Annotated in this window: 23 protein-coding genes, 1 other RNA gene and 1 pseudogene; 12 read left to right on the top strand and 13 right to left on the bottom strand. The window is 34.3% G+C overall.

Features of this window, described 5'->3' with window-relative positions; genetic code table 11:
• Nucleotides 1–264 (bottom strand): annotated as a pseudogene (locus tag OH814_RS20160) (IS110 family transposase); the annotation flags it as partial.
• A gap of 564 nt (nucleotides 265–828) precedes the next feature.
• On the opposite strand from OH814_RS20160, the gene rpoN reads away from it, so the two are divergent.
• Complete coding sequence (gene rpoN, locus OH814_RS20155; protein WP_076562149.1) at nucleotides 829–2,292, top strand: RNA polymerase factor sigma-54; 1,464 nt, start codon at nucleotides 829–831, stop codon at nucleotides 2,290–2,292.
• Nucleotides 2,293–2,353: 61 nt separating this feature from the next.
• Here rpoN and OH814_RS20150 read toward each other — a convergent pair whose 3' ends face one another.
• Together OH814_RS20150 and OH814_RS20145 are read right to left on the bottom strand one after the other, a co-directional pair.
• A complete protein-coding gene (locus OH814_RS20150; protein WP_201133556.1) occupies nucleotides 2,354–3,028 on the bottom strand; it encodes a beta-carotene 15,15'-monooxygenase in 675 nt (224 codons plus the stop codon).
• A complete protein-coding gene (locus tag OH814_RS20145; RefSeq protein WP_076562147.1) occupies nucleotides 3,021–3,512 on the bottom strand; it encodes an RNA polymerase sigma factor in 492 nt (163 codons plus the stop codon). Before OH814_RS20145 ends, OH814_RS20150 begins: the two co-directional genes overlap by 8 nt.
• A gap of 146 nt (nucleotides 3,513–3,658) precedes the next feature.
• Here OH814_RS20145 and rnpB point away from each other — a divergent pair.
• Nucleotides 3,659–3,980: RNase P RNA component class A (gene rnpB, locus OH814_RS20140), an RNA gene on the top strand.
• A gap of 99 nt (nucleotides 3,981–4,079) precedes the next feature.
• Here rnpB and OH814_RS20135 read toward each other — a convergent pair.
• On the bottom strand, nucleotides 4,080–4,949 hold the full coding sequence (locus tag OH814_RS20135; RefSeq protein WP_308829404.1) for a polyphosphate kinase 2 family protein: 870 nt from the start codon (nucleotides 4,947–4,949) through the stop codon (nucleotides 4,080–4,082).
• Between the two features lie 139 nt (nucleotides 4,950–5,088).
• The gene (locus OH814_RS20130; RefSeq protein ID WP_308829403.1) at nucleotides 5,089–5,544 is read right to left on the bottom strand and encodes a DUF1573 domain-containing protein; all 456 of its coding nucleotides are present in this window, start codon (nucleotides 5,542–5,544) and stop codon (nucleotides 5,089–5,091) included.
• A gap of 128 nt (nucleotides 5,545–5,672) precedes the next feature.
• On the opposite strand from OH814_RS20130, the gene OH814_RS20125 reads away from it, so the two are divergent.
• The 7 genes from OH814_RS20125 (at nucleotide 5,673) to OH814_RS20095 (ending at nucleotide 12,895) form a co-directional block, all read left to right on the top strand.
• The gene (locus OH814_RS20125; protein WP_308829402.1) at nucleotides 5,673–8,288 is read left to right on the top strand and encodes a valine--tRNA ligase; all 2,616 of its coding nucleotides are present in this window, start codon (nucleotides 5,673–5,675) and stop codon (nucleotides 8,286–8,288) included.
• Between the two features lie 18 nt (nucleotides 8,289–8,306).
• Nucleotides 8,307–8,921 (top strand): DUF3239 domain-containing protein, encoded by a 615-nt coding sequence (locus OH814_RS20120; protein ID WP_308829401.1) that lies wholly within the window; start codon nucleotides 8,307–8,309, stop codon nucleotides 8,919–8,921.
• A gap of 90 nt (nucleotides 8,922–9,011) precedes the next feature.
• Complete coding sequence (locus OH814_RS20115; RefSeq protein WP_308829400.1) at nucleotides 9,012–9,653, top strand: DUF4241 domain-containing protein; 642 nt, start codon at nucleotides 9,012–9,014, stop codon at nucleotides 9,651–9,653.
• A 55-nt stretch (nucleotides 9,654–9,708) separates the two neighbouring features.
• A complete protein-coding gene (locus tag OH814_RS20110; protein WP_308829399.1) occupies nucleotides 9,709–10,596 on the top strand; it encodes a ribokinase in 888 nt (295 codons plus the stop codon).
• A 90-nt stretch (nucleotides 10,597–10,686) separates the two neighbouring features.
• Entirely contained in the window at nucleotides 10,687–11,529 is an 843-nt protein-coding gene (locus OH814_RS20105; RefSeq protein ID WP_308829398.1) for an alpha/beta fold hydrolase, read from the top strand.
• Between the two features lie 93 nt (nucleotides 11,530–11,622).
• Nucleotides 11,623–12,264, top strand: coding sequence for an HD domain-containing protein (locus tag OH814_RS20100; protein WP_308829397.1), 642 nt, complete (start codon nucleotides 11,623–11,625; stop codon nucleotides 12,262–12,264).
• Nucleotides 12,265–12,304: 40 nt separating this feature from the next.
• Nucleotides 12,305–12,895, top strand: a complete 591-nt coding sequence (locus tag OH814_RS20095) for a hypothetical protein (RefSeq protein ID WP_201133563.1) — start codon at nucleotides 12,305–12,307, stop codon at nucleotides 12,893–12,895.
• A 2-nt stretch (nucleotides 12,896–12,897) separates the two neighbouring features.
• Here the strand turns inward: OH814_RS20095 and OH814_RS20090 are convergent, their stop codons facing one another.
• The 8 genes from OH814_RS20090 to OH814_RS20055 form a co-directional block, all read right to left on the bottom strand.
• On the bottom strand, nucleotides 12,898–13,788 hold the full coding sequence (locus OH814_RS20090; RefSeq protein WP_308829396.1) for a DUF72 domain-containing protein: 891 nt from the start codon (nucleotides 13,786–13,788) through the stop codon (nucleotides 12,898–12,900).
• Between the two features lie 64 nt (nucleotides 13,789–13,852).
• Nucleotides 13,853–14,266 carry a DUF559 domain-containing protein gene (locus OH814_RS20085; protein ID WP_308829395.1) on the bottom strand — a complete coding sequence of 138 codons (414 nt, stop codon included), beginning with the start codon at nucleotides 14,264–14,266 and terminating at the stop codon, nucleotides 13,853–13,855.
• 455 nt (nucleotides 14,267–14,721) lie between these two features.
• Nucleotides 14,722–14,922 carry a helix-turn-helix transcriptional regulator gene (locus OH814_RS20080; RefSeq protein ID WP_076562139.1) on the bottom strand — a complete coding sequence of 67 codons (201 nt, stop codon included), beginning with the start codon at nucleotides 14,920–14,922 and terminating at the stop codon, nucleotides 14,722–14,724.
• A complete protein-coding gene (locus OH814_RS20075) occupies nucleotides 14,919–15,368 on the bottom strand; it encodes a hypothetical protein (RefSeq protein WP_115621514.1) in 450 nt (149 codons plus the stop codon). The genes OH814_RS20080 and OH814_RS20075 overlap by 4 nt, the downstream gene beginning before the upstream one ends.
• A 158-nt stretch (nucleotides 15,369–15,526) precedes the next feature.
• Complete coding sequence (locus OH814_RS20070; protein WP_076562137.1) at nucleotides 15,527–17,185, bottom strand: ribonucleoside-diphosphate reductase subunit alpha; 1,659 nt, start codon at nucleotides 17,183–17,185, stop codon at nucleotides 15,527–15,529.
• A 357-nt stretch (nucleotides 17,186–17,542) separates the two neighbouring features.
• On the bottom strand, nucleotides 17,543–17,977 hold the full coding sequence (locus tag OH814_RS20065; protein ID WP_308829394.1) for a hypothetical protein: 435 nt from the start codon (nucleotides 17,975–17,977) through the stop codon (nucleotides 17,543–17,545).
• Nucleotides 17,952–18,107 carry a hypothetical protein gene (locus OH814_RS20060; RefSeq protein WP_308829393.1) on the bottom strand — a complete coding sequence of 52 codons (156 nt, stop codon included), beginning with the start codon at nucleotides 18,105–18,107 and terminating at the stop codon, nucleotides 17,952–17,954. The genes OH814_RS20065 and OH814_RS20060 overlap by 26 nt, the downstream gene beginning before the upstream one ends.
• 12 nt (nucleotides 18,108–18,119) lie before the next feature.
• Nucleotides 18,120–19,094 (bottom strand): ribonucleotide-diphosphate reductase subunit beta, encoded by a 975-nt coding sequence (locus OH814_RS20055; protein ID WP_047442389.1) that lies wholly within the window; start codon nucleotides 19,092–19,094, stop codon nucleotides 18,120–18,122.
• Nucleotides 19,095–19,525: 431 nt separating this feature from the next.
• Between OH814_RS20055 and OH814_RS20050 the strand changes: the two genes are divergently transcribed.
• From OH814_RS20050 to OH814_RS20040, 3 genes are all read left to right on the top strand, one after another.
• Complete coding sequence (locus OH814_RS20050) at nucleotides 19,526–20,215, top strand: ABC transporter ATP-binding protein (protein WP_076562136.1); 690 nt, start codon at nucleotides 19,526–19,528, stop codon at nucleotides 20,213–20,215.
• 177 nt (nucleotides 20,216–20,392) lie between these two features.
• Nucleotides 20,393–21,622 carry an ABC transporter permease gene (locus OH814_RS20045; protein WP_076562134.1) on the top strand — a complete coding sequence of 410 codons (1,230 nt, stop codon included), beginning with the start codon at nucleotides 20,393–20,395 and terminating at the stop codon, nucleotides 21,620–21,622.
• A gap of 67 nt (nucleotides 21,623–21,689) precedes the next feature.
• Nucleotides 21,690–22,958, top strand: coding sequence for an ABC transporter permease (locus OH814_RS20040; protein ID WP_076562133.1), 1,269 nt, complete (start codon nucleotides 21,690–21,692; stop codon nucleotides 22,956–22,958).
• The last annotated feature ends 4 nt before the right edge of the window (nucleotides 22,959–22,962 follow it).

The following is a 22,962-nucleotide window of genomic DNA, read 5'->3' as shown; positions in this document are numbered from 1 at the left end:
ATATTTAACAGACATACAGTTAATCAAACTTGATTCAAAACCATTATCCAAAGAAAGATGAAGTATGCGACTACTATAATTACCTGTGGCTTCGATAACCAAACAATAATCTTCTGTGGAAAATTTCTTGAGAAACGATAAAATCGAGCGTTGATTGTTTTGGATATTAAAAACCTGATCTTGATTTACATTATCCGTAAAACTTACCGTTAAAAACTTTGCTCCTACATCTACACCAATCACTTTTTTTGATAATTTTGACATAACAAATTCTTTATTAAAGAGGTTTTCTTCTGATCCACCATGGTAAAAGTTTTACCAACAATGTTCTATCCGGATTTGGAAGAAAAACAGCAGCAGGGGAATAAAATCCGGGGCGATATCTTAGTATCAGTGAAGCGTCTGCCTTTATCCTGCTGCTTTTGCTCTTTGGTTGATTTTTTTAACCAAATTATTAATCTATTTTTACTAATGCAAACTTACCATAGCAGCGGTTACCCCGCAACGGAATGGGAAAGTTAAGGTTTAGCTTTGGCAAAGCGAAGGCGTGAGGAGTAAAAGCGGATAGCCGGATAAAGCTCCTGAAAAATCTAAATAGTAAATTAATTGTGGTAAATTAAAGGCGAATAGTTTTTTCTTCCCAAACAAAGATCTACTTTCTATGAAAAAAATATGAATCTATTCTTAAAGTTTATGTAAAAATATAAAAGCCAACAGATGATCTATTGGCTTTGTAAATTTAATACTACAAAAATCGTGCTAATGATGGTTTTTACAAAAAAAAATATTAAATTCGTAGATGTTATGTTAACAGACACAAAGTAGAATATGCTAAAACAACATTTACAACTTAAATTAGGACAGAAACTTGCTCCTCAGCAAATTCAGCTGATGAAGTTGATTCAGCTTCATACTTTGGAGTTTGAAGAAGAACTCGAAAGAGAACTTGAAGAAAACCCAGCTCTGGAAGTTGCCAAGGATGAATCTAAAGAAGATGAATACTCTACTTTAGACGAAAGCTATGAAAGCGAAGGCAACGAAAGTATTGAGACAGATTTTGATGTCAATGAATATCTGTATGATGATGAACCAAGCTATAAAACGGCTTCAAGTAACTATTCTGCCGATGATGAAGATTTTGATAATGAAAGTCTCCTTACTGAAGGACAATCGTTATATGATTATCTAATGGAGCAAATCAATCTTATCAACATCAATGAAGAAGATCTGAAAATTGCTGAATATATCATTGGTAATTTAGATACCGATGGATATCTAAGAAGAGAGATTAAAGCAATTGTTGATGATCTGGCTTTTTCGCAAGGGATTTATACAACCAAAGAGAAAGTAGAAGATATACTTGAAAATTATATTCAGAAACTAGATCCATCGGGTGTAGGAGCTAGAGGGTTGCAAGAATGTCTTTTGCTTCAGATTGAGAAAAAAGTAAGTTCTGATAAAGCAGTTTCATTGGCTGCTAATATTTTGAGATTCCAATTTGATGCGCTTACGAATAAGCATTACAATAAAATTATTCAGAAGTACGATATCGAAGAGGAAGATCTGAAAGATGCGTTGGAAGAAATCTCAAAATTATCACCGAAAGTAGGCGGAAACTTCGAGACACAAACAATTACCATTAATCAGGAAATTATCCCGGATTTTGTAATTCAGGTGAAAGATGGTCTGGTTATCCCAATGCTTAACAGCAAGAACGCACCGACGTTAAGAGTTTCTGAAGAATATAAAGATATTTTAACGACGTATTCTCATGATAAAAAGTCATCTGAGCACAAACAGGCTGCCTTATTTATTAAACAAAAATTAGATGCCGCAAAATGGTATATTGATGCTATTAATCAGCGTCAGAATACTTTGCTTCAAACGATTAATGCTATTGTGAAATTTCAGCATAATTATTTTATCACTGGCGATGAGAAGTCATTGAAGCCTATGATTTTAAAGGATATTGCTGATATTACAGGTTTCGATATTTCAACGATTTCAAGAGTTGTTAAAAGTAAATATGCAGATACTCCAAACGGAATTCTTTATCTTAAAGATTTGTTTTCTGACAGTTTAACCAATGATGACGGTGAAGAAGTTTCTACTAAAGAAATTAAAAATCATCTTCAGGAAGTAATCAGCAAAGAAAATAAGAGAAAACCTTTAACGGATGATGCATTAGTGGTTATTCTTAAAGAACAAGGATACAATATTGCAAGAAGAACTATTGCAAAGTACCGCGAACAACTTAATATTCCGGTTGCAAGACTTCGAAAAGAACTTTAAAATAGAAAAGCATTTCAAATCTGAAATGCTTTTTTTTATTGCTAAATATTCATGAATATTTTTAATTTTCCTGAGATTCAATTTCTTTTAACTGATTTAAATTTTTATCGAGCCTGCTGATGATAATTCCATACACCAATCGATAATAAACCCATATTAAGGATACGCACAAGATAGTGCTTACTATAATTCCAACGATAAATCCTGTAAAAGTTGAGCTGTTAAATTCAATATTCTGTGCATTTAAAATATAGAAGGTAAACCCAATTAATGCTGAGATTAAAACTAATAACAAACCTATATTAGTTAAAATAAAAGCATTCACAGTTTTTTTGAAGGTGATTATTCTTATAATAAACAGCTTAAGGTCTTCTTCAATTTTAATTTTACGGTAGTTTTGATAAAATTTAAGCACAAAAAATCCGGTTACTACAAGACTTAAAATTTTTACAATTAAATAAATATTATCTAGCTTAGCGACAAGCTGGCTGTCTTTGTGGACCCCCATCTTCTCCAAAATACTCAAAAAACTGTCGGATTCATTACTTTGTATAAGATAAAATACTCCTAAAACGCTGAAAAATAAAAATTCGATCACGCTGATCCAGAAAATATATTTCATGTAATTGCGTGACTTCTTATTGAGCATTTTCAGAATCTCATTATTGTCGTATTTCGGTTTTACAGGTTGTTCCTGCCAGGTTTTCTTAAAGCTGTCTAAATCAAATTCAGGCATGTTTTTCCATTTTTTCTTTAAGGATTTTCTTTAATCTGTTCATTTTCACACGTGCATTTACTTCCGTAATACCCAGGTTTTCGGCGATATCCTTATAAGGCAAGTCGTCGAGATACATCATTACAATTGCCCTTTCTACATTCGGAAGAGTTTTTATGACGGTGTAAAGAAGTGAAATTTGCTGCTGTCTGTCATCATCATCTTCAACAAAATCTCTGTGATTGATGTCTAGCTCGTTTGTTTGTAAACTTTTGCTTTTTTTTCTAAAAAGAGTGATGGCTGTGTTGAGCGCAACACGATACATCCATGTAGAAATTTTTGAATTTCCTTTAAAAGAATCATAGCTCCGCCAAAGCTGCAAAACAATTTCCTGGAAAAGATCTTCTTCATCTTCCAGCGAATTGGTGTACAGACGCGATACTTTAATAATCAATCCCTGATTATCTTTTACAAGCTGTGCAAACTCTTTCTCCTTAGAAATCAAAATAAATGTATAACTGCACGAAGATAATAATATAATGTAACAATGTAATAATTTAACAGTGTAACAATTTTAAAAAATCAGGAATTCTTTCTAATTGGTAAATTGTTACACTGATACATTGTTATATTTAATTATCTTTGCAGCCACGAGAAAGTCGGCTTGTTGATTCTTACTTCGGTAAGGGTAGGAAAGTCCGGACACCATAGAGCAGCAAAGCGGATAACATCCGTCATCCGTGAGGATAGGACAAGTGCAACAGAAAGCAGGTACAGTTCGGCTGTAGTGAAACCAGGTAAACTCTTTGCGGTGCAATGATAAGTATATCGGTTCTTTTCAGTAATGAAAATAGGGGCGGCTCGTCCTGAAAGCCGAGGGGTAATCAGCTCAAGTTTTGCAGCAATGTAAAACGTAGATAAATAACAGGCACTTTTTTTAGTACAAAATCCGGCTTATAGATTTTCTCGTGATTTTATTAAATTGCCACGAATACACGAATGACTTTTATAAATATATTTCGTGCATTCGTGGCAACTTTACTTGATCCTTTTTACTTTTTCCTTGGCTCTTTTACTCGCTTTCCAACTGTTTTTTAGCATCATCCAAACCAGCTTTATCTTCTTTTGAAAGCTCCGGGAATTTCAAATCCATTTTTTCTAAAGTATCGATGATGATCTGTACTGCAGAAAGTCTTGCAAACCATTTATTGTCTGCTGGAATTACATACCAAGGTGCTTCGTCTTGTGAGGTTTCATTGATGGCAGTTTCGTAGCATTGCATATAATCATCAAACAAAGCTCTTTCCGGAAGATCTGCTGCAGAAAATTTCCAGTTTTTTTCCTGCTCGTTGATGCGGTCTAATAATCTTTTCTTTTGTTCGTCCTTAGAAACATTCAGGAAAATTTTAATAATTGTTGTTCCGTTTTGAGCGAGATGTTTTTCGAAGTTTCTGATGCTTTCATAGCGGTTTTCCCAGAACTTTTTATCAAAATCTTTTACAGAATCCCAAGTTTTTTCACTTAAATTATATTCAGGATGTACTTTACAGACCAAAACACTTTCGTAATGAGAGCGATTAAAAATACCGATCATCCCCTTTTGGGGTAAGGCTAAATAATGTCTCCATAAAAAATCATGCGAATACTCTCTTGAACTTGGAGTTTTAAAGCTTGTCACATTACAACCTTGAGGATTTACACCACCAAAAACGTGCTCAATCAAGCTGTCTTTTCCTGCTGCATCCATCGCCTGTAGAACGATCAAAAGTGATTTGCTTCCGTCGGCATACAGTTTTTCCTGTAGCTCACGGAGCTTATCTTTTTCCTGAATCAGTAATTGTACACCTTCCTCTTTAGTGAGTTTACCTTTGTATTCTGTTGATGATTTTTTTATTGAGAATTTTTCTTTAATTAAAAAGTCGTCTGAGAAATTATTAGCCATGTTTTATTTAAAGTTTAGAATTAAATCAAATTTTATGTTTAATAGATGTCATTAACCATTAACGATCAACCAAACCCAATATAAATGTAATAAAAAAACCGCCTCGATTGAGACGGTTTTAAATTTTTTTGAGTAAAAATTATTTTTTAGCAGCAATTTTAGCCGCTTTTTTCTCAGCTTTAGCCGCTGCTTTTTGTTCTGCAGCAGTTAATGGTTTTGGCTCGGGAGCATTAGGAGTTACTTCACCTTTAATGTAAATTACGCTTCTGCTATTTACAGGATCATTAGAAAATACCTCAATCATTTTGTTGAATGGAGAAATACTTGCTGTGTTGTATCCAACTTTAATTTTAGCTGATTTTCCAGGTGCAATAGGAGCTTGGCTAAATTCCGGAGTAGTACATCCGCAAGATGGCTTTACATTCGAGATGATAAGAGGCTTATCTCCTGTATTGGTTACTGTAAAGAATCTTGTGCCGTCAGAATTTGGTTTTATTTGACCATATTCATACGTCGTTTTGTCAAATGTAATAGTTTGTGCAGATGCTAATGCAAATGTTCCGAATAATGCAATTCCTGCTAATAAGTTTTTCATATTCTTGAAAGTTAATATGTTTGTTAGATAAATTTTGAGAAACAAAGTTAAAAATTATTTTAATTAGTGCTTACATTTTTTTACTTTAAACTATTTTTGCAAATTATAAGTTAAAGAAACCAGAATTTATGCAGATTTCAGAAAAGTATAATCCACAGGAAACAGAACAGAAATGGTACAATTACTGGCTGGAAAACAAATATTTCCACTCAGAGCCCAACGAAAAGCCACCTTATACGATTGTAATTCCTCCGCCAAACGTCACAGGAATTCTTCACATGGGGCATATGTTGAATAATACCATTCAGGATGTTTTGGTCCGCCGTGCAAGAATGCAGGGCTTCAATGCTTGCTGGGTTCCGGGAACAGATCACGCTTCAATTGCTACTGAAGCGAAGGTTGTTGCCAAACTGAAGTCTAAAGGAATCAATAAATCTGATATTACCAGAGAAGAATTTTTGAAACACGCTTGGGAATGGACTGACAAATACGGCGGAACAATCCTTGAGCAATTGAAAAAATTAGGATGCTCTTGTGATTGGGACAGAACCCGTTTCACGATGGAAGAATCACTTTCTAAGCAGGTAATCAAATCTTTTGTTGATTTATATAACAAAGGACTTATTTACCGTGGTTACAGAATGGTCAACTGGGATCCGGAAGCGAAAACAAATATTTCTGATGAAGAAGTAATCTTTAAAGAGCAAAACGGAAAATTATATTTCCTTAAATATAAAATCGAAGGTACAGAAGAGTTTCTTTCTGTAGCGACAACACGTCCTGAAACTATTTTCGGGGATACTGCAGTTTGTATCAATCCTAATGATGAGAGATATGCTCATCTGAAAGGTAAAAACGTAATTGTACCAATTGTCAACAGAGTTATTCCGATTATTGAAGACGAATATGTTGATATAGAATTCGGAACGGGTGCTTTGAAAATTACGCCGGCTCACGATATTAATGACTACGAAATCGGACAAAAACATCAGTTGCCAATGATTGATGCTTTAGACGATGACGGAAATCTAAACGAGCACGGATTGCATTACGCAGGTAAAAACAGATTTGATGTAAGAAAACAAATCGCAAAAGAATTAGAAGAAAATGACCTTTTGTTGAAAGCAGAAGATTATGTAAATAAAGTAGGAACTTCAGAAAGAACAGGTGCGGTTATTGAGCCTAAAGTTTCTGTTCAGTGGTTCTTAAAAATGTCTGAAATAGGGAAGCCTGCGTTAGATGTTGTAATGGATGATGAAGTAAAATTTTATCCTGAGAAATTTAAAAATACCTACAAACACTGGATGGAAAACATCCGTGATTGGAATATTTCTCGTCAGCTTTGGTGGGGACAGCAAATTCCTGCTTTCTATTATGGTGATGGTGAAAATGATTTTGTAGTTGCAGAAACGAAAGAAGAAGCAGTAGAACTGGCAAAGCAAAAAACCAACAACGATCAACTAACAACTGACAATTTAAGACAAGACGAAGACGCTCTTGATACATGGTTCTCATCTTGGTTGTGGCCAATGTCTGTTTTTGACGGGTTGAATAATCCTGATAATAAAGACATCAATTATTATTACCCGACTTCAGATTTGGTAACAGGTCCGGATATTATTTTCTTCTGGGTTGCGAGAATGATTATGGCCGGGTTGGAATACAGAAAAGAAGTTCCTTTCAAAAATGTTTATTTTACAGGAATTGTAAGAGATAAGCAGAGAAGAAAGATGTCAAAATCTTTAGGAAATTCACCAGATCCGTTAGAATTGATGGATAAATACGGCGCAGATGGAGTTCGTGTTGGTATTTTATTGAGTTCTGCAGCCGGCAATGACCTTCTTTTTGATGAAGATTTAATGCTTCAGGGAAGGAATTTCATGACAAAAATCTGGAGCGCATTCCGTTTGATCAACATGTGGAATCATGAAGATAAACCCGCAAACGCAACAGATAACCAGACGATCGAATGGTTTGAAAATAAATTGAATAAAACGATTGTAGAAATTGATGATCAGTTTGAGAAATTCAGAATTTCTGATGCTTTACATTTGATTTATAAATTAATTTGGGATGATTTCTGCGGTTCTTATTTAGAAGCAATTAAACCAAATTATGGTGAAGGCATTTCTAAAGAAGTTTACCACAAAACAGTAGCTCTTTTCGAAGAATTGATGAAATTGGTTCATCCGTTTATGCCTTTCCAGTCAGAAGAAATCTGGCAGTTGATTTCGGAAAGAAGTATTGACGAAGCTTTAGTGATTGCACAACAGAAAAAAGCAGAAGGATTTAATGAAGATATTATTAAAAACTTTGAAACAGCTTCCGAAATTATTTCAGGCGTTAGAAATTACCGTCAGACAAAAGGAATTTCTCCAAGAGAAGCGGCTGAAATTTATACAAACGCTTCCGAGTTTGCGAATGAGCCTGTCATTAAAAAATTGGCAAACGTTTCCGAAATCCATTTCGGAGCAAAAACAGATAAGCCGAGCTTTACATTCTTGGTAGGTGCAACGGAAGTTTCGATCCCGTTAAGTGAAAACTTAGATTTGGGAGAAGAAAAAATCAAGACTGAAGAGGAATTAAAATATCTAAAAGGATTCTTAATTTCTGTAGATAAAAAATTGTCTAACGAAAAGTTTGTTGCCAACGCAAAACCAGAAGTGGTAGAAAGCGAACGTAAAAAACAAAAAGATGCGCAGGATAAGATTGCGATCTTGGAGGAGAAGTTGAAAAGCTTATAAAAAATTAATTAGTTTTGAATGAAAGACGATAGAGAAATTTTTACATTAGATAGCAATACGGTTGCCTCAAACCCGGGCAGAGTGAAAGTGATGCCTTTGGTTTTGATGAGACATATTCACGAACCTATTTTTTTATTAATTGCTTTATTGGCTTCGATTGCATTTACTATTGATGTTTCATTAATTTGGGGTGGAATTGTGTTGCTTATTTTTTTAGCAGTAAATATTTTTTATTGGAGAAGAAAAAAAGAACACTTTGCACACGGTGATTCAAATGGTGGAATTGTTATTTCTGAAAACCCCAAATTAGTTGCAGTTACAACAAATCTGTCAATAGGATTTGGAGGCAATTATCCGGTTGTGAAAATTGTATCTTATAAAGGGAAAAAACGACTGAATGATAGAATTGGAACTGTGGCATTGTATCAAGGTTCTAATAATACAACTACTCATTGGGAAGATTTTTTTCCTGTTCCGGTAGAATATGTGAATAATAACAAGATTGAATTAGAAAATGTTTTACAATCTTATTCCGAAGAAAGCTGGAAAGTTTTACAAAATAGAATTCAACAGATAAATAAACCATATAGAGAAGGTTTGTTTAAAATTTATTCTGAAGAAAGTAATTGGTAACTGAAAAGTTTATAAAAATAAGGATGAGACTTAGGTTAAGGTTGAAAAATAATCTTAATCTTAGCCTCAACCTTAACCTAAAAAATTAAAATGACACATCTAGAAAATATACAGAAACTATTCTCCAAAGACTTCGTAGAAAGTCCGTTATTGGAAAGTTTTGAAGTGGGAAAAATATATCTTTCTACCGGAAATCTGGTTGCTTGTGACCCTTTGATTACAAATGATATGCAACCTTTTACTATTCAATTTCCAAAAGGAGATTTTCAGGTTTTATTGCATAAAGAAAGAGAAAGCAATTGTGTTGCTTATGCCGAGATTATTTTTAGTGATGCCAAAATTTCATCATGGAAAATGGCAACAACCAAGGAACAGGACTTGAAGGATTTAGCTGAAGGTGAAGTGTTTGGCTATCCTGTAGAAAGCGGAATGGGCTGTTTTATGGATGTTCAGACTCAGGAACAGCTTAATCTTCTTGAGCAGAAACTTTTCCAGAGAAAAGGAGATGATTTTATGGGAATTTATGAAGAGTTCTTTCATGAGCATTTTTTTGATGAAAACGGGGCCATCGATCAATTTGCGTTTTTAAAACCTACTGAAGAAAATGCAGGAAATATTTTTGCCTTTGAAACGGGCTATGGTGAAGGCTTTTATGCAAGCTATGTAGGGTTTGATGAAGGAAATAATCCGGTAAAAATTATTACTGAATTTATTGAGATATTAGTCAGCTAAAAATTGCTTACATTTAAAAGTAGTTTTTTTAAAAATAAGACTATTTATATTTATGATGAATTTTTCTTCAGTGCACCCAAAAATTGTCGTCGTAGGCAGTTGCTCATTAGATTTAATATTATATGCTGATAAAATACCGTCTCATAACGAAACGGTAATGGCCACGTATTCTGAAAACTATTTTGGAGGAAAAGGTGCCAATCAGGCCGTTGGTACAGCAAGATTAGGAGCTGGTGTTTATTTTGTAGGTTGTGTAGGGATAGATCCTTTGGGGCAACAGATAATGCGAAATCTTGTCAATGAAAACGTGAATGTAGGTTTTGTTTATGAAACCGATCAGGAAGCTACAGGTATTGCCTATGTTACGAGCTGCAAGGGAGAATTTTCTGTGGTTGTAGATTCCGCTGCCAATAAAAAAGTAACTGTGAAGCAGATTGATAATGCTGAAAGGTATATTCACTCATCAAACCTTGTTCTTTTGCAGTTGGAAATCCCGATGGAAGTCGTAGAACATACAGTGAGGAAAGCCAAAAATCTTGGGAAAATAGTTGGTTTGTATGCCTCTCCGGGAGCGAAAGTAAATGAACAGATTTTGGATCAGGTTGATTTTATCATCGCTCGAAGCAATGAGCTTTCTGTTATTTTTGGAGAAGACAAAAGGGAAGAAATACTTAAGAAATATTTTAATAAGCTTTTTGTAAGAGACGAAACCAATTCTACAATTTATTTTGACGGAACCGAAATGAAATATTTCCGCAATGAAAATGAAAGCATGGTTTACAAAATGGGAATGGGCGACGCCTTTACATCGGGTTTTGCAGTGGCATTATGCCACGGAAATACCATTGAAGACTGCGTGAAATTTGGAAATCTTGTGTCATCTAAAGTATCGCTAGGAAAGGGTGCGCAGACAGCACTTCCATATCTTAAAGATCTTAGGTAGACTCTATTTGATGCATATTGAAAACTCTTTTAAATAGAGATTTATAAAACTAAAATTTCCACATTTGATGTGGATTTTTTATTACATACTATGGAAAAACTGATAATCAGTACAAAAGATCAATATCAACTTAGTGCACATATTTTTAAACCAGAAAAATCGAATGAGAAAATTATTCTCATTAATTCTGCAACGGGTGTAAAGCAGCAGGTTTACTTTTCTTTTGCTCAGTTTTTTGCAGAACAGGGGTTCACTGTTATTACTTATGATTACCGAGGAATCGGATTGTCAAAACCTGAAAAAATGAGAAATTTCAAAGCCTCAATGCGAACCTGGGGAAATGAAGATTTTAAAAGGCTCACAGAATTTGTGATAGAAAATTTTCCAGATTATCAGAAGTTCTGCCTCGGGCATTCTGTCGGTGCCCTAATTATCGGGATGAATGAAAATTCTAAAGTATTTGACAAATTTATTTTCGTAGCTACCCAAAATGCTTTTATTGGAAACCTGAAATGGAAGACGAAATTGGAAGCTTTTTTAGGTTTCGGATTTGCTCAGCCTTTTTTTACCGAGCTATTTGGTTATTTCCCAGCACATTGGTTTGGTTTGGGAGAAAGTCTTCCAAAAAATTGCGCTTATGATTGGAGAACCTTAATTTTGAACCGGAAATCTACCGGAAAATTATTGCTTAAAACGAATGATTATTCAAAAGAATTAAACCAAAAAGTATTGGTATTATATGCTGAAGATGATGTTTGGTTAACCGATAAAGGAGTGAAAAGTCTCCTTAATGATGTTTATCCAAACCTGAAACCTAATTATAGATTTTTACAGACTTCAGAATCAGAAAAAGGTGAAATAGGACATGTCAATTTTTTCAGAAGCTACAATAAAAAACTTTGGAATACTATTCTGAATGAAATTAAAAATTAGGCAATTAAAATTCCCATCTTCTGGAGGAGTGGATAAAATTCGAAAGAATTTTTGACGGGGTGGTTTAAAAATAAATTATATCAAAATTCAAAAATGAACATCATACAAAACACAATACAGTTTGTAAAAGAGAAACTGGAAGGCGCAGAAGCAGGTCACGACTGGTTTCATATTGAAAGAGTCTGGAAACTATCAAAGAAAATTGCTCAGGCCGAAGATTGTAATCTTGAGGTTGTTGAACTTTCTGCTTTATTGCACGATATTGCCGATCCTAAATTTCATAATGGAGACGAAACTGTCGCCTTAAAAATTTCAAGAGAATTTTTAGAAAGTCAGAATGCTGAAGAAGAAATTATTCAGCAGGTTTTATTTATAATTCAGAATATTTCATTTAAAAATAGAAATGAAGTTCCCGCTGATTTACCGATTGAACTTAAAATTGTACAGGATGCCGACAGAATCGATGCGATCGGTGCCATTGGTGTTGCGAGAACTTTTAATTTTGGTGGTTTTAAAAATAATCTGATGTACCATCCCGATATTCAGCCAAAACTGAATATGTCTAAAGAAGAATATAAAAAATCAAACGGAACAACGATTAATCATTTCTACGAAAAGCTTCTGCTGTTAAAAGATTTGATGAATACGAATGAAGGCAAAAAAATAGCCGAAGAAAGACATCAGTTTATGCTGACTTTCCTCGACCAGTTTATGAAAGAGTGGAATGTGGATTAAGAACCTCAGCAACAATCTTTAAATAAGTATCTTTGCACTTATGGGATTTATCATTTTTGTTATTTTTCTTTCGCTTGTTTTCTCACTTTTTTTTTCAAAGCTGAAAAGAGGAAAGTTAGGTCAGCTGGCTAAACTTTTCAGGATTGCAAGTGTGGTTTTTGCGGTCTCGGTTTTTACGTATTGGTTTATCAAAAAATCTGTGATAGGAGTCGTAAGCAACTCGCTGTCGTTACAGGTAATTAACAAACTTCCGCAGCCTTTAGATTTTTATGTCATCAATCTAAATAATCTTGATAAAAATACACCTTTAGAAACCAAGCATATCGGAAAAATACGTCCCGAATATTACAGAATAGAATATTTAAAGATGACCAAATCCGATGAATACTGGATTGCCGGGTATTTGGGAAAAAAAAATCTGGTTTACTTTTCCCAGCATTCTGTTCCCAATAAAAATATGGATCAGATGATTGAGGTGCAAAATTATATCAACCAAAGCGAAAAGCTTTCTGCTATAGCAAAAAAGGAAATAGAGGAAGACAATTACCAAAATATGCTGATGGGAATTTGGGTAACGCTTTGTTTTCTTTTACTGTTTCTAAATTTTGTTTTATTGGTAAAAAAGAAATAATTCTAAAATAAACTAGGCATATTTTCCTGCCCCATTTTAGGAATCAGCAGATCAGTTTTCCATTCTTTGTTTAGATTTTCAATAAAATAAGCTGAAAGAAGCGGTGATGCTTTCTCAATGTTTTGATGAACGAAAAAATACAGATTCTGAAGACCTTCTTTTTTCCATTTTGTAAGATGTTTCAACCAATCGTCTAATCTTTGGTAATCACTTTCATCGTTGGCACCCACATATCTGATGAATGCATTTGGAGTCGTTAGTCGCATGTGAAGCATATCTCTTCTTCCGGCAGTATCTACGATAATATTGGTTATATTATGTTGCTCAAAAAGCTCACATGTTTTATCAAAAATCTCTTCATCAGTAAACCATTCCGTATTTCTGAGTTCTATTGCTAAAGGAACTTCTTTGGGCCATTTATTTACAAACTGTTCTAGTCTTTCGTAATCTTTTGGTTTAAAATTATCATGAAGCTGTAGAAAAACCGTTCCCAATTTTTCATCAAAATTCAAGACAGCCGTTGCAAACTGTGTAACTACATCATCAATATTCAGAAGCCTTCTAAAATGGGAAACCGTATTGGTAATCTTTGGGAAAAACTTAAAATTAGCCGGTGTTTTTTCTTTCCATGTCAAAACCTGTTCAGAGCTTGGCATTCCGTAGAAAGTAGCATTCAGCTCGATAGAGTTGAACTGTGTGGCGTAATATGTCAATTCGTCCTTTGTTCCTTTCGGATAAAAGCCTTTAAGATCAGTTTTATTCCATTTTGCGCAACCAATTGATATATTTTCAAGTCCTTTTTTATTTTGCTTTAAAATTTCTTTAGTTCTTGAATGGTCTTTTGGTAACGTAAAATCGATTTTTGAAGGATCTTCTACTTGTCCGAATTTCATAGATTGAGGTTTTAAGGATTATTGAATGATGCTTTAAACAAAGATAATTAAAATTGTTAGAAAATTACTTGGGATTCTTTTCAAGTATAATTGCATCTATTATTAAACCGATCTGAGTGATTACTTTTCCTATGTTGTTTTCAATTTCACAATTAGTAAAGCGGATAATTTTCATCCCATTATCTTGTAAACTTTGAGTTCTCTCATCGTCTTTTTTAATCTGTTCCGGAGGATTATGGTATTCTCCGTCGACCTCAATAATTAGTTTTAATTGATGACAATAAAAGTCAGCGATAAATAGACTAATTGGGTGCTGCCTCCTGAATTTATGACCTTTCAGCTGATTGCTTCTAAGTTTTTCCCATAGAATTTTCTCTGCTTTAGTTTCATTATTTCGTAAAGATTGTGCTTTTAAAAACGAACTTGATGGAGCGCCTTTCCACATTCCATCATCGTAATTAGGTTTTAATTTTTTCATTTGTGTTTTTATTAAAGCTAATAAATTTTCGACAAATCACAATCTGCTCCCTTTAGGGTCGTGGCAACAAATTTCTCTGCAGAAATCAAAAATCATTTTCCCCAACCCTAAAGGGAGTGATTTTAGATTTTAGGAAATACAAACGTTCGTTAAAAGTTGAAATGATGCAGATTATTTGTGATAAAAATATTTGAGTGAAAAATAAATGTGATATGAAATTTTCTCCCTTTAGGGCTGGGGCAACAAATTTCTCTACAGAAATCAAAATCATTTTCCCCAACCCTCAGGGGAGGGATTTTAGATTTTAGGAAATACAAACGTTAGTTAAAAGTTGGAAAGATGGAGTATTTATGAAGGTAAATATTTAGTGTAAACTAAGCTCGATGTGAAATTTGCTCCCTTTAGGGCCGGGGCAACAAATTTCTCTAACCAAATTTCGATTTAGTAAAACAATTTCATTCCCCATCTTCTAACTCAAAAATATCTTCCACTTTCTTATCAAAATATTTCGCAATTTTCAATGCTAAAACCGTCGATGGAACATATTTTCCGGCTTCCATGGCATTAATCGTTTGTCTAGAAACTCCGATTTTTTTTGCTAAATCTTCCTGTGTGATATTTTTTATGGCTCTTTCGAGTTTAATTTTATTTTTCATTTTTTAAGTAATAGATAATTAAATCTGAAAACATACAAAACCAAAGGTAAGAACATACTGAAGATCATTGCTGTGAAAAAGAGGGTTCCAAAAATGGATATAAATAAAATAAGAACAATAGAATAGGTTGCAATCAAACTCCAGAAAACGGACTTTAAGCGTAGACTCGAAATATACTCATCTTCAATTTTTTCTTTGGAAAATCCGACCAAAATTCCGCCAATGATAATTAAAACTCCAAATAAATTGGGGAATAAATCAATGTTTGCGGTTTGCAGAAAACCTTGGTCTTCATTATTCAAAAATCCTGAATTATAAATGACTGGCAGAGAAATTTCAAAGTTCATGACTCCAGATAGAGAAATTAATCCAAGAATTAATGACGGGATAAAAATAAACCAACCGATCATCTTAAAATGGTGAGGAAAAAGTTGTAATGTATTCATGTTACTAATTTTTAATAAAACAAATGTAAAGAATATTTTACAATAAGTAAAGTTTATTTTACTTTTTTGTTTTAAATAAAAACCGCAGAAAAAATTTCCGCGGTTTCAATATTCACAGCCAAAACTTGGCTCTTTAAACTTTTTACTTGACTCTTCAATTAAGCTTCACAAGCCGAACAGCTCACAAAATTCACCATCATTTCCTTAGAAACAGACGAACTTCTTTGGTAATACAAAGTTTTTACACCTTTCTTCCAAGCTTCGATGTAAAGGTAATTTACGTCTTTTACAGGCATTGTTGAAGGAATCTGCAAGTTCAGAGACTGAGCCTGATCAATGTATTGCTGTCTTTGTGCAGCCTGAGAAATAATCTCCATCGGAGAAATTTCTTTGAAGGTTTTGAATACTGCTTTTTCTTCATCAGTCAGTTCAGTCAGGTGTTGAACAGAACCATGGTTTAGCATAATTGTTCTCCACGTTTCTTCGTTGTCAAGACCTTTTTCTTCCAGTAATTTAGCAAGATATTTATTCTTACGCATGAAGTTTCCTTTCGCCAAACCAGCTTTGTAGTAATTTGATGCAAAAGGCTCAATTCCCGGCGAAGTCTGTCCCAAAATCGCAGAACTTGAAGTGGTAGGAGCAATCGCCATTACCGTTGTATTTCTCATACCGTAACCTTTCAATAATTCAGGTTCTCCATAGATGTTTGCTAATTCTTTAGATGCAATATCAGCCTGAGCTCTGATGTGTTTGAAAGCTCTTGCATTAAACTGTGTTGCCTCAAAACTCTCAAAAGGAATCATGTTTTTCTGAAGATAAGAATGGTAACCCAAAACTCCCAAACCAAGCGCTCTGTGACGCAATGCGAAGTCTCTTGCTCCCTGAAGATAATAATTTCCTTCCGTTTTCTCGATAAATTCAGACAAAACAGCGTCAAGGAAATAGATCGCCAACTGTACTGCGTTGGTATCTTTCCACTCGTCATATAATTCTAAGTTCATAGAAGAAAGACAACAGATGAAAGATTCCTGTCTTGTAGACGGAAGCATGATTTCCGAACAAAGATTACTCGCATTGATGGTCAATCCAAGATCTTTATAAACCTGAGGTTTGTTTCTGTTCACGTTATCGGTAAAGAAAATATAAGGAAGACCTTTTTGCTGACGGCTTTCCAAAACTCTCGCCCAGATTTTACGCTTATCGGCATCTCCGTCGATCATATCCTGCATCCAGTAGTCCGGTACGCAGATTCCTGTAAATAGGTTCTGAATCGGACTTCCAATGTCTTTAATTGATAAAAACTCTTCAATATCACCGTGGTCAACATCAAGATACGCTGCAAAAGCGCCTCTTCTTACACCGCCCTGAGAAACCACATCCATAGACGTGTCAAACAGCTTCATGAAAGAAACCGCACCAGAAGATTTTCCGTTATCAGTTACCGCAGTTCCTCTGTTACGAAGTTCCCCAAAATATCCTGAAGTTCCGCCCCCGATTTTAGTCTGCATAATCACCTCACCCATTTTGTGGGTAATTCCTTCAATGCTGTCCGGAATATGCACGTTGAAACAAGAGATTGGAAGACCTCTCTGCGTTCCCATATTCGCCCACACCGGAGAAGAAAAACTGATCCATCCTTTCATGATCATCTCCTTGAAAGCCGGCTGCAGTTCAGGTTTGTATAATTTTTTTGCTGCGGCAGTGGTGATTCTGTCGATTGCACCGTCTACAGTTTCCCCTTTCAGAAGGTAACCTCTGTTCAGCATTTGCTCAGATTCTTCGTTGAGCCACCAGATATTGTTGTTTTGTTCTTCCATTCTTTATATTTTTTTATTGCTTCAGAGTCTTCCGTTGCAGTGAGTTTACACTGAGCTTGTCGAAATGAAGCAATTTTGTTTTCATTATTTTTTATTTAGAAGCATTTTGTGTGTGCTTCTTCTCAATTTTCTACCTGCTTTCCGCTATATCTTTTTTGTGATTGCGAACAACGTTAATTTATCACTTTAACTTTTCTGCCATCGCAATCACAAAAAAGGATGCCGCTGCAATCAGGGCTAGGACGACGTTTTGTTTTTCTTTACTCTAATTTTCGTTTTGCTTCCTATAAAAAATAAATTTCGCAAAATTATACACATAAATTAATTTATCTATTAACGTGTTATTGAATTATAAAATTAAATATTTAAAAAGCTATAAATTGAGCCGAATGCAATTAATAAAAATAAAATTTTAAATATGAAAAAAGACCAACTTCCTATTTCTATATAATCTTGAAATTTAATATCTCCTATTTCATGATCATCAATTAATTTTTTATCATATTTTTTCTCCGTAGAATTATAAATAATATAACAATTAATAGATCTCCAAACATATTGAAAAAAGTCAAGGATGAAATAAATTATAATGCATTTTAAAGGAAAGATTAAATCAATTGGAAGGAGTTGTTCGTTGACTTTTGAATTCTTAAAAATCCATATAATACCGATTCCAGCAAAAGCAAAATTTCTTGAAATCTCACTAATTTTTGCTGTACCTTCATAAAAATCATCTAACAGATTTTTTAGAGGATTTTTAATCGCATCATTGTGTTGTCTTTGGTCCTCCACTTCTTGTTTGCTGTTTGGTTATACCAATTATAGCTTTGCTTGTACCACCAGTACCCTTTTTTGTTTCAGAGGTGCTGCTTTTTGAAGAATTACCACTTTTATTTGAATTTGAATTATCTGTTTTTGCCATTACCTTTTCATTTTAAAACAAATCATTCGCCGTAATACTCTTATCATGCTTTGTATAATCCACCGGTCTTTTTGCGAAGAAATCATCCATAGAATTTGCGAAAACTTCCTCTTCAAACCATTTCATTGGGCTGTACTGTTCTGCAGTTGTGTTGTAACGTTTTTCCATGTTAATCTTGGTTAAGCTTTCGTCAACACGGTATTTCATAAAGTTAATTAAATCTTGTTTTGAGAATTTATCTAGTTCACCCATTTCAAAGATCCAGTCAAGAATTTCTCCTTCCAATTCGATCGATTGGTCTACCAAAGTGTAAATATCTTCAATGTCAGAATCAGTTAAAAGATCAGGTTGCTCCTCACGGATTTTATTGATCAGGTAAATTCCTCCATTCGCGTGAATCTGCTCATCGATAGATGTCCAGGCGATAATATTGGAAACATTTTTCATGAAACCTTTGAATCTTGTGAACGATAAAATAATTGCAAACTGCGAGAATAAAGACACATTCTCAATCAGAATACTGAATAAAAGCAAAGACGAAACATATTCTTTCGGAGTTGCAGAATTAGCATGCTTCAGCACATTTGATAAGAAATCTATTCTTTTCTTCAATGCAGGAACTTCTACAACATGGGTAAATTCTTCGTTATATCCTAAAACTTCCAGCAAACGCGAATACGCTTCAGAATGACGGAATTCACATTCTGCAAATGTAGATCCCAAACCATTCAGTTCAGGTTTTGGTAAGTGGTGATATAGGTTACCCCAAAATGACTTTACCGAAACTTCAATCTGAGCAATCGCCAAAAGTGCATTTTTTACTGCATTTTTTTCGTGAGGCTCAAGTTGTGACTGAAAATCCTGAACGTCTGCCGTAAAATCTACTTCCGAGTGTACCCAGAAAGATTTGTTGATTGCTTCTGTAAACTGAAGAACCTCAGGATACTCAAATGGCTTATAGCTTACTCTTTTATCAAAAATTCCCATATTGAATTGTAATGTCTTTTGTTTTGTAATAAATAGATTTCTGAAAATACAATCATATAATTGATAAGTATTTGATTTTTTGAAAGTTAATCGAATGATCGATTAATCTTGAATCCCAACTATTTTCTTTCATAATCTACCTACAAAGTTAGAGAATGAAGACTGATTTTAAAAGGGGTAAACACTAATTGACTGACTTTTAACCTTAAAAGTTTTCCACATTTACATGAAACTCCCTTTGCCATTGGATTAGAGGAACTTAAGCAGCAGAAACAAATTGCTGACAATGATTCTGGTTAAACAATAATTTTTAACTTATTGAATTTCAAAATGTAATGTATTAAACAGATGTAAATTAAAAAGAATTTTTTAATCTTGTAACAAAATGATTGTAGTAGCTACTTATAAGACATAAAAACATCCAAAGCTTAATGTTAGTAATTCAGGATCTCAATAAATCATACGATACGGGCAAGAGTAAACTGCACGTTCTCAAAGGAATCAACCTCAATATTTCTGAGGGTGAATTTGTCTCTATTATGGGAAGTTCGGGTTCTGGAAAATCAACTTTACTGAATATTATCGGAATTCTGGATGAAAAAGATTCTGGGATTTACGAGTTGGATGGTATTCCTATCGAACATTTAAATGAAGTAAAAGCTGCTGAATACCGCTCACGATTTTTGGGATTTGTGTTTCAGTCTTTCAATTTGATAGGTTACAAAACAGCGATAGAAAATGTAGCTCTTCCTTTATATTATCAAAATGTTTCAAGGAAAGAGAGAAATCAAAAAGCATTAGAATATCTTGAGAAAGTAGGCTTGGCACAATGGGCAAATCACTTACCAAACGAACTTTCGGGTGGTCAAAAACAAAGAGTTGCCATTGCACGAGCATTAATTACAGATCCAAAAGTAATTCTTGCCGATGAACCAACCGGAGCATTAGATTCAAAAACTACGCATGATATTATGAAACTTCTTCAGGACATTAATAGTGAAGGAAAAACGATCATCGTTGTAACACACGAGCCTGATGTTGCTGCTCAGACCAAAAGAAACGTCATTTTACGAGACGGAATTATAGAAAGTGATGAGTTTATAAAGCAAATTGTGCTTTAAAAGAACCAAGTGAAAAGGCAAAAGAATGAAGTTTTAAAAAAGATAAAAAGCTTAAGTTCTTTTTAAACAGAAAATTGTATTTAAATATAAAAAAAATCCAAGAAAAAATCGAGTAATCTGATGTAGATCCAAAGTCGGCTCTTTTATCTTTTTACTTGGCTCTTAAAAATAAAAGCTATGTTTGACCTAGATCGTTGGCAGGAAATATTCAGTTCGATTCGCAGTAATGTATTGCGAACGGTGCTTTCGGGCTTTACCGTGGCATTGGGTCTGTTTATTTTTATTGTTCTTTTCGGAATTGGAAGTGGTCTGAAAAACGCTTTTACAGAAGGCTTTGCGCGGGATGCTCAAAACCTGATTACCATTTATTCAGGGAAAACAACGATTGCTTACAATGGTTTGCAATCTGACCGTACCGTGACGATGAACAATGAAGATTATGATTTCTTAGTAAATAATGATAAAGAAAAAGTAGGGTATTCAACCCCGAGATATACCGCCAATTTGATGGTGAAGTATGGTAAAGAAAGTGGTTCTTATCAAATCAACGGAGCCGATCCTGAAGAAAAATACATCGAAAACAGAAAAATGTTGGAAGGGCGTTACGTCTCGTCAATGGATTTGGTACGGAAGCAAAACGTTGCAGTGATAGGGAGAATGGTACAGCGAGATTTAATAAAAAATGGAAGCCCGGTTGGTAAAGATTTGGATATTAATGGAACCATGTTCAAGGTTATTGGAGTATTTTCTGATGATGGAGGAGATAATGATGAGCGACATATTACAATTCCTATTACAACGTTACAGCAGATGAAAAAAGGTTCGGATACGATAAGTACGGCATACATTGCTTATAATGAAAATCTAACTCCTGAAGAGGCAATAAAATATGGTGATAAACTGAAAGACGGTCTTAAAGCCCGAAAAAATGTTTCTCCCGACGATGAAAATGGAATTCGTGTTTGGAATAATGCTAAAAATATGAATGAAACTTTCATGTTTATGGCGGTTCTTACCGGGATTGTAACGTTCATTGGATTGGGAACTTTATTGGCAGGAATTATCGGAATCAGTAACATCATGGTTTACATCGTTAAAGAAAGAACCAAAGAAATCGGAGTGCGAAAAGCAATTGGCGCAAAGCCGGGAAGTATTGTTGCTTTGATTGTCCAGGAAAGCGTTGTAATAACGGTCGTTTCAGGATTCGTAGGAGTTGGATTGGGCGTTTTGGCCTTACATTTAATAGGAGATAATTTAGAAGAATATTTTATTAAAAATCCAAGCGTGGGCTGGTACGAAATTATCGCTGCATTCATTGCTTTGGTAATTTCAGGATTAATTGCAGGCTTCGTTCCGGCTTACAGAGCCTCAAAGATTAAACCAATTGAAGCATTAAGAACAGAATAATTTAATTTCAAAATGAAATTATGAATTAACTCTTAACTCATAATTAATAACTTATAACTCAACAAAAGTGAACATTTTATTTAAAAAAGATACATGGCAGGAGATTTATTATTCACTCAAGAATAATAAGCTTCGTACGTTTCTTACCATGATTGGCGTGGGCTGGGGAATGTTTCTTTACGTTGTTTTACTGGGCTCTGCAAAAGGAATGGAAAATGGTTTTGATAAATTATTTTCAGGTTTTGCGACCAATTCTATTTTCCTGTGGGCACAAAACACATCGATTCCTTACGAAGGCTTTCCGAAAGGGAGAGCGATGGATCTGAAACTTCAGGATGTCGATATGCTTCAGCGAAAAATAAATGAAATTGAATATATTTCGCCAAAAAACTCACGAGGTAACTTCGGAAGCGCAGGAGAACAAATGTCTAGAAATGGAAAAACAGCGACCTATAGTCTGAATGGAGATTATCCGATCGGAAATAAAATTTCAGAGAAAAAACTTATTTACGGAAGGTATCTAAATGATGCCGATGTTTCACAAAATAAAAATGTAGCCGTCATTGGCGAAGAAGTTTATAAAAACTTTTTTGATTCTAAAAAGAATGAAAACCCAATTGGGAAATCAATCAATGTAAAAGGTATATTCTTTAATGTAATCGGTGTATTCAGAGTGAAAAGAGGTGGCGGAATGGATAATGATCAGACTGTTTTTATCCCACTTTCCACGTTTACGAAAATCTATAACGACGGCGATAATGTAGATGTTTTTGCCATTGTAAGTAAGCCAAATGCAGACGTAAATGATGTAGAAGATAAAGTGAAGAGTGAATTGAAAAAGAAAAACAAGGTTTCTCCTGAAGATACCAATGCTTTTGGAAGTTTTAACCTTGGAAAAGAATTTAAAAAGCTGACAGGATTTTTAACCGGAATGCAGCTTTTAACCATCATTGTAGGAACTTTAACTATTCTTGCAGGCGTAATTGCAATATCAAATATCTTGTTGATCACAGTAAAAGAAAGAACAAAAGAAATCGGGATCCGAAGAGCTTTAGGCGCAAAACCTTCAGAAGTAAGAAACCAGATTCTGCTTGAAAGTGTTGTGATTACATTAAGCTCGGGTTTACTCGGGTTTATTTTCGGAATTTTCGTTTTGATGATCTTTAATACGCTAACTCAAAATCAGGATGATTTTCCATTTTACAATCCAACAGTCAATTACAGCAATGTATTCAGTGCAATGACGGTGATGGTTGTTTTAGGGTTGATTATTGGGATGATACCTGCACAGAGAGCCGTTAAAATACGCCCGATCGAAGCATTGAGGAGCGAATAAATTT

The organism is Chryseobacterium sp. CFS15, assembly GCF_031118795.1.
GTDB lineage: Bacteria > Bacteroidota > Bacteroidia > Flavobacteriales > Weeksellaceae > Chryseobacterium > Chryseobacterium indoltheticum.
This window is presented reverse-complemented; position numbering and strand designations above follow the sequence as displayed.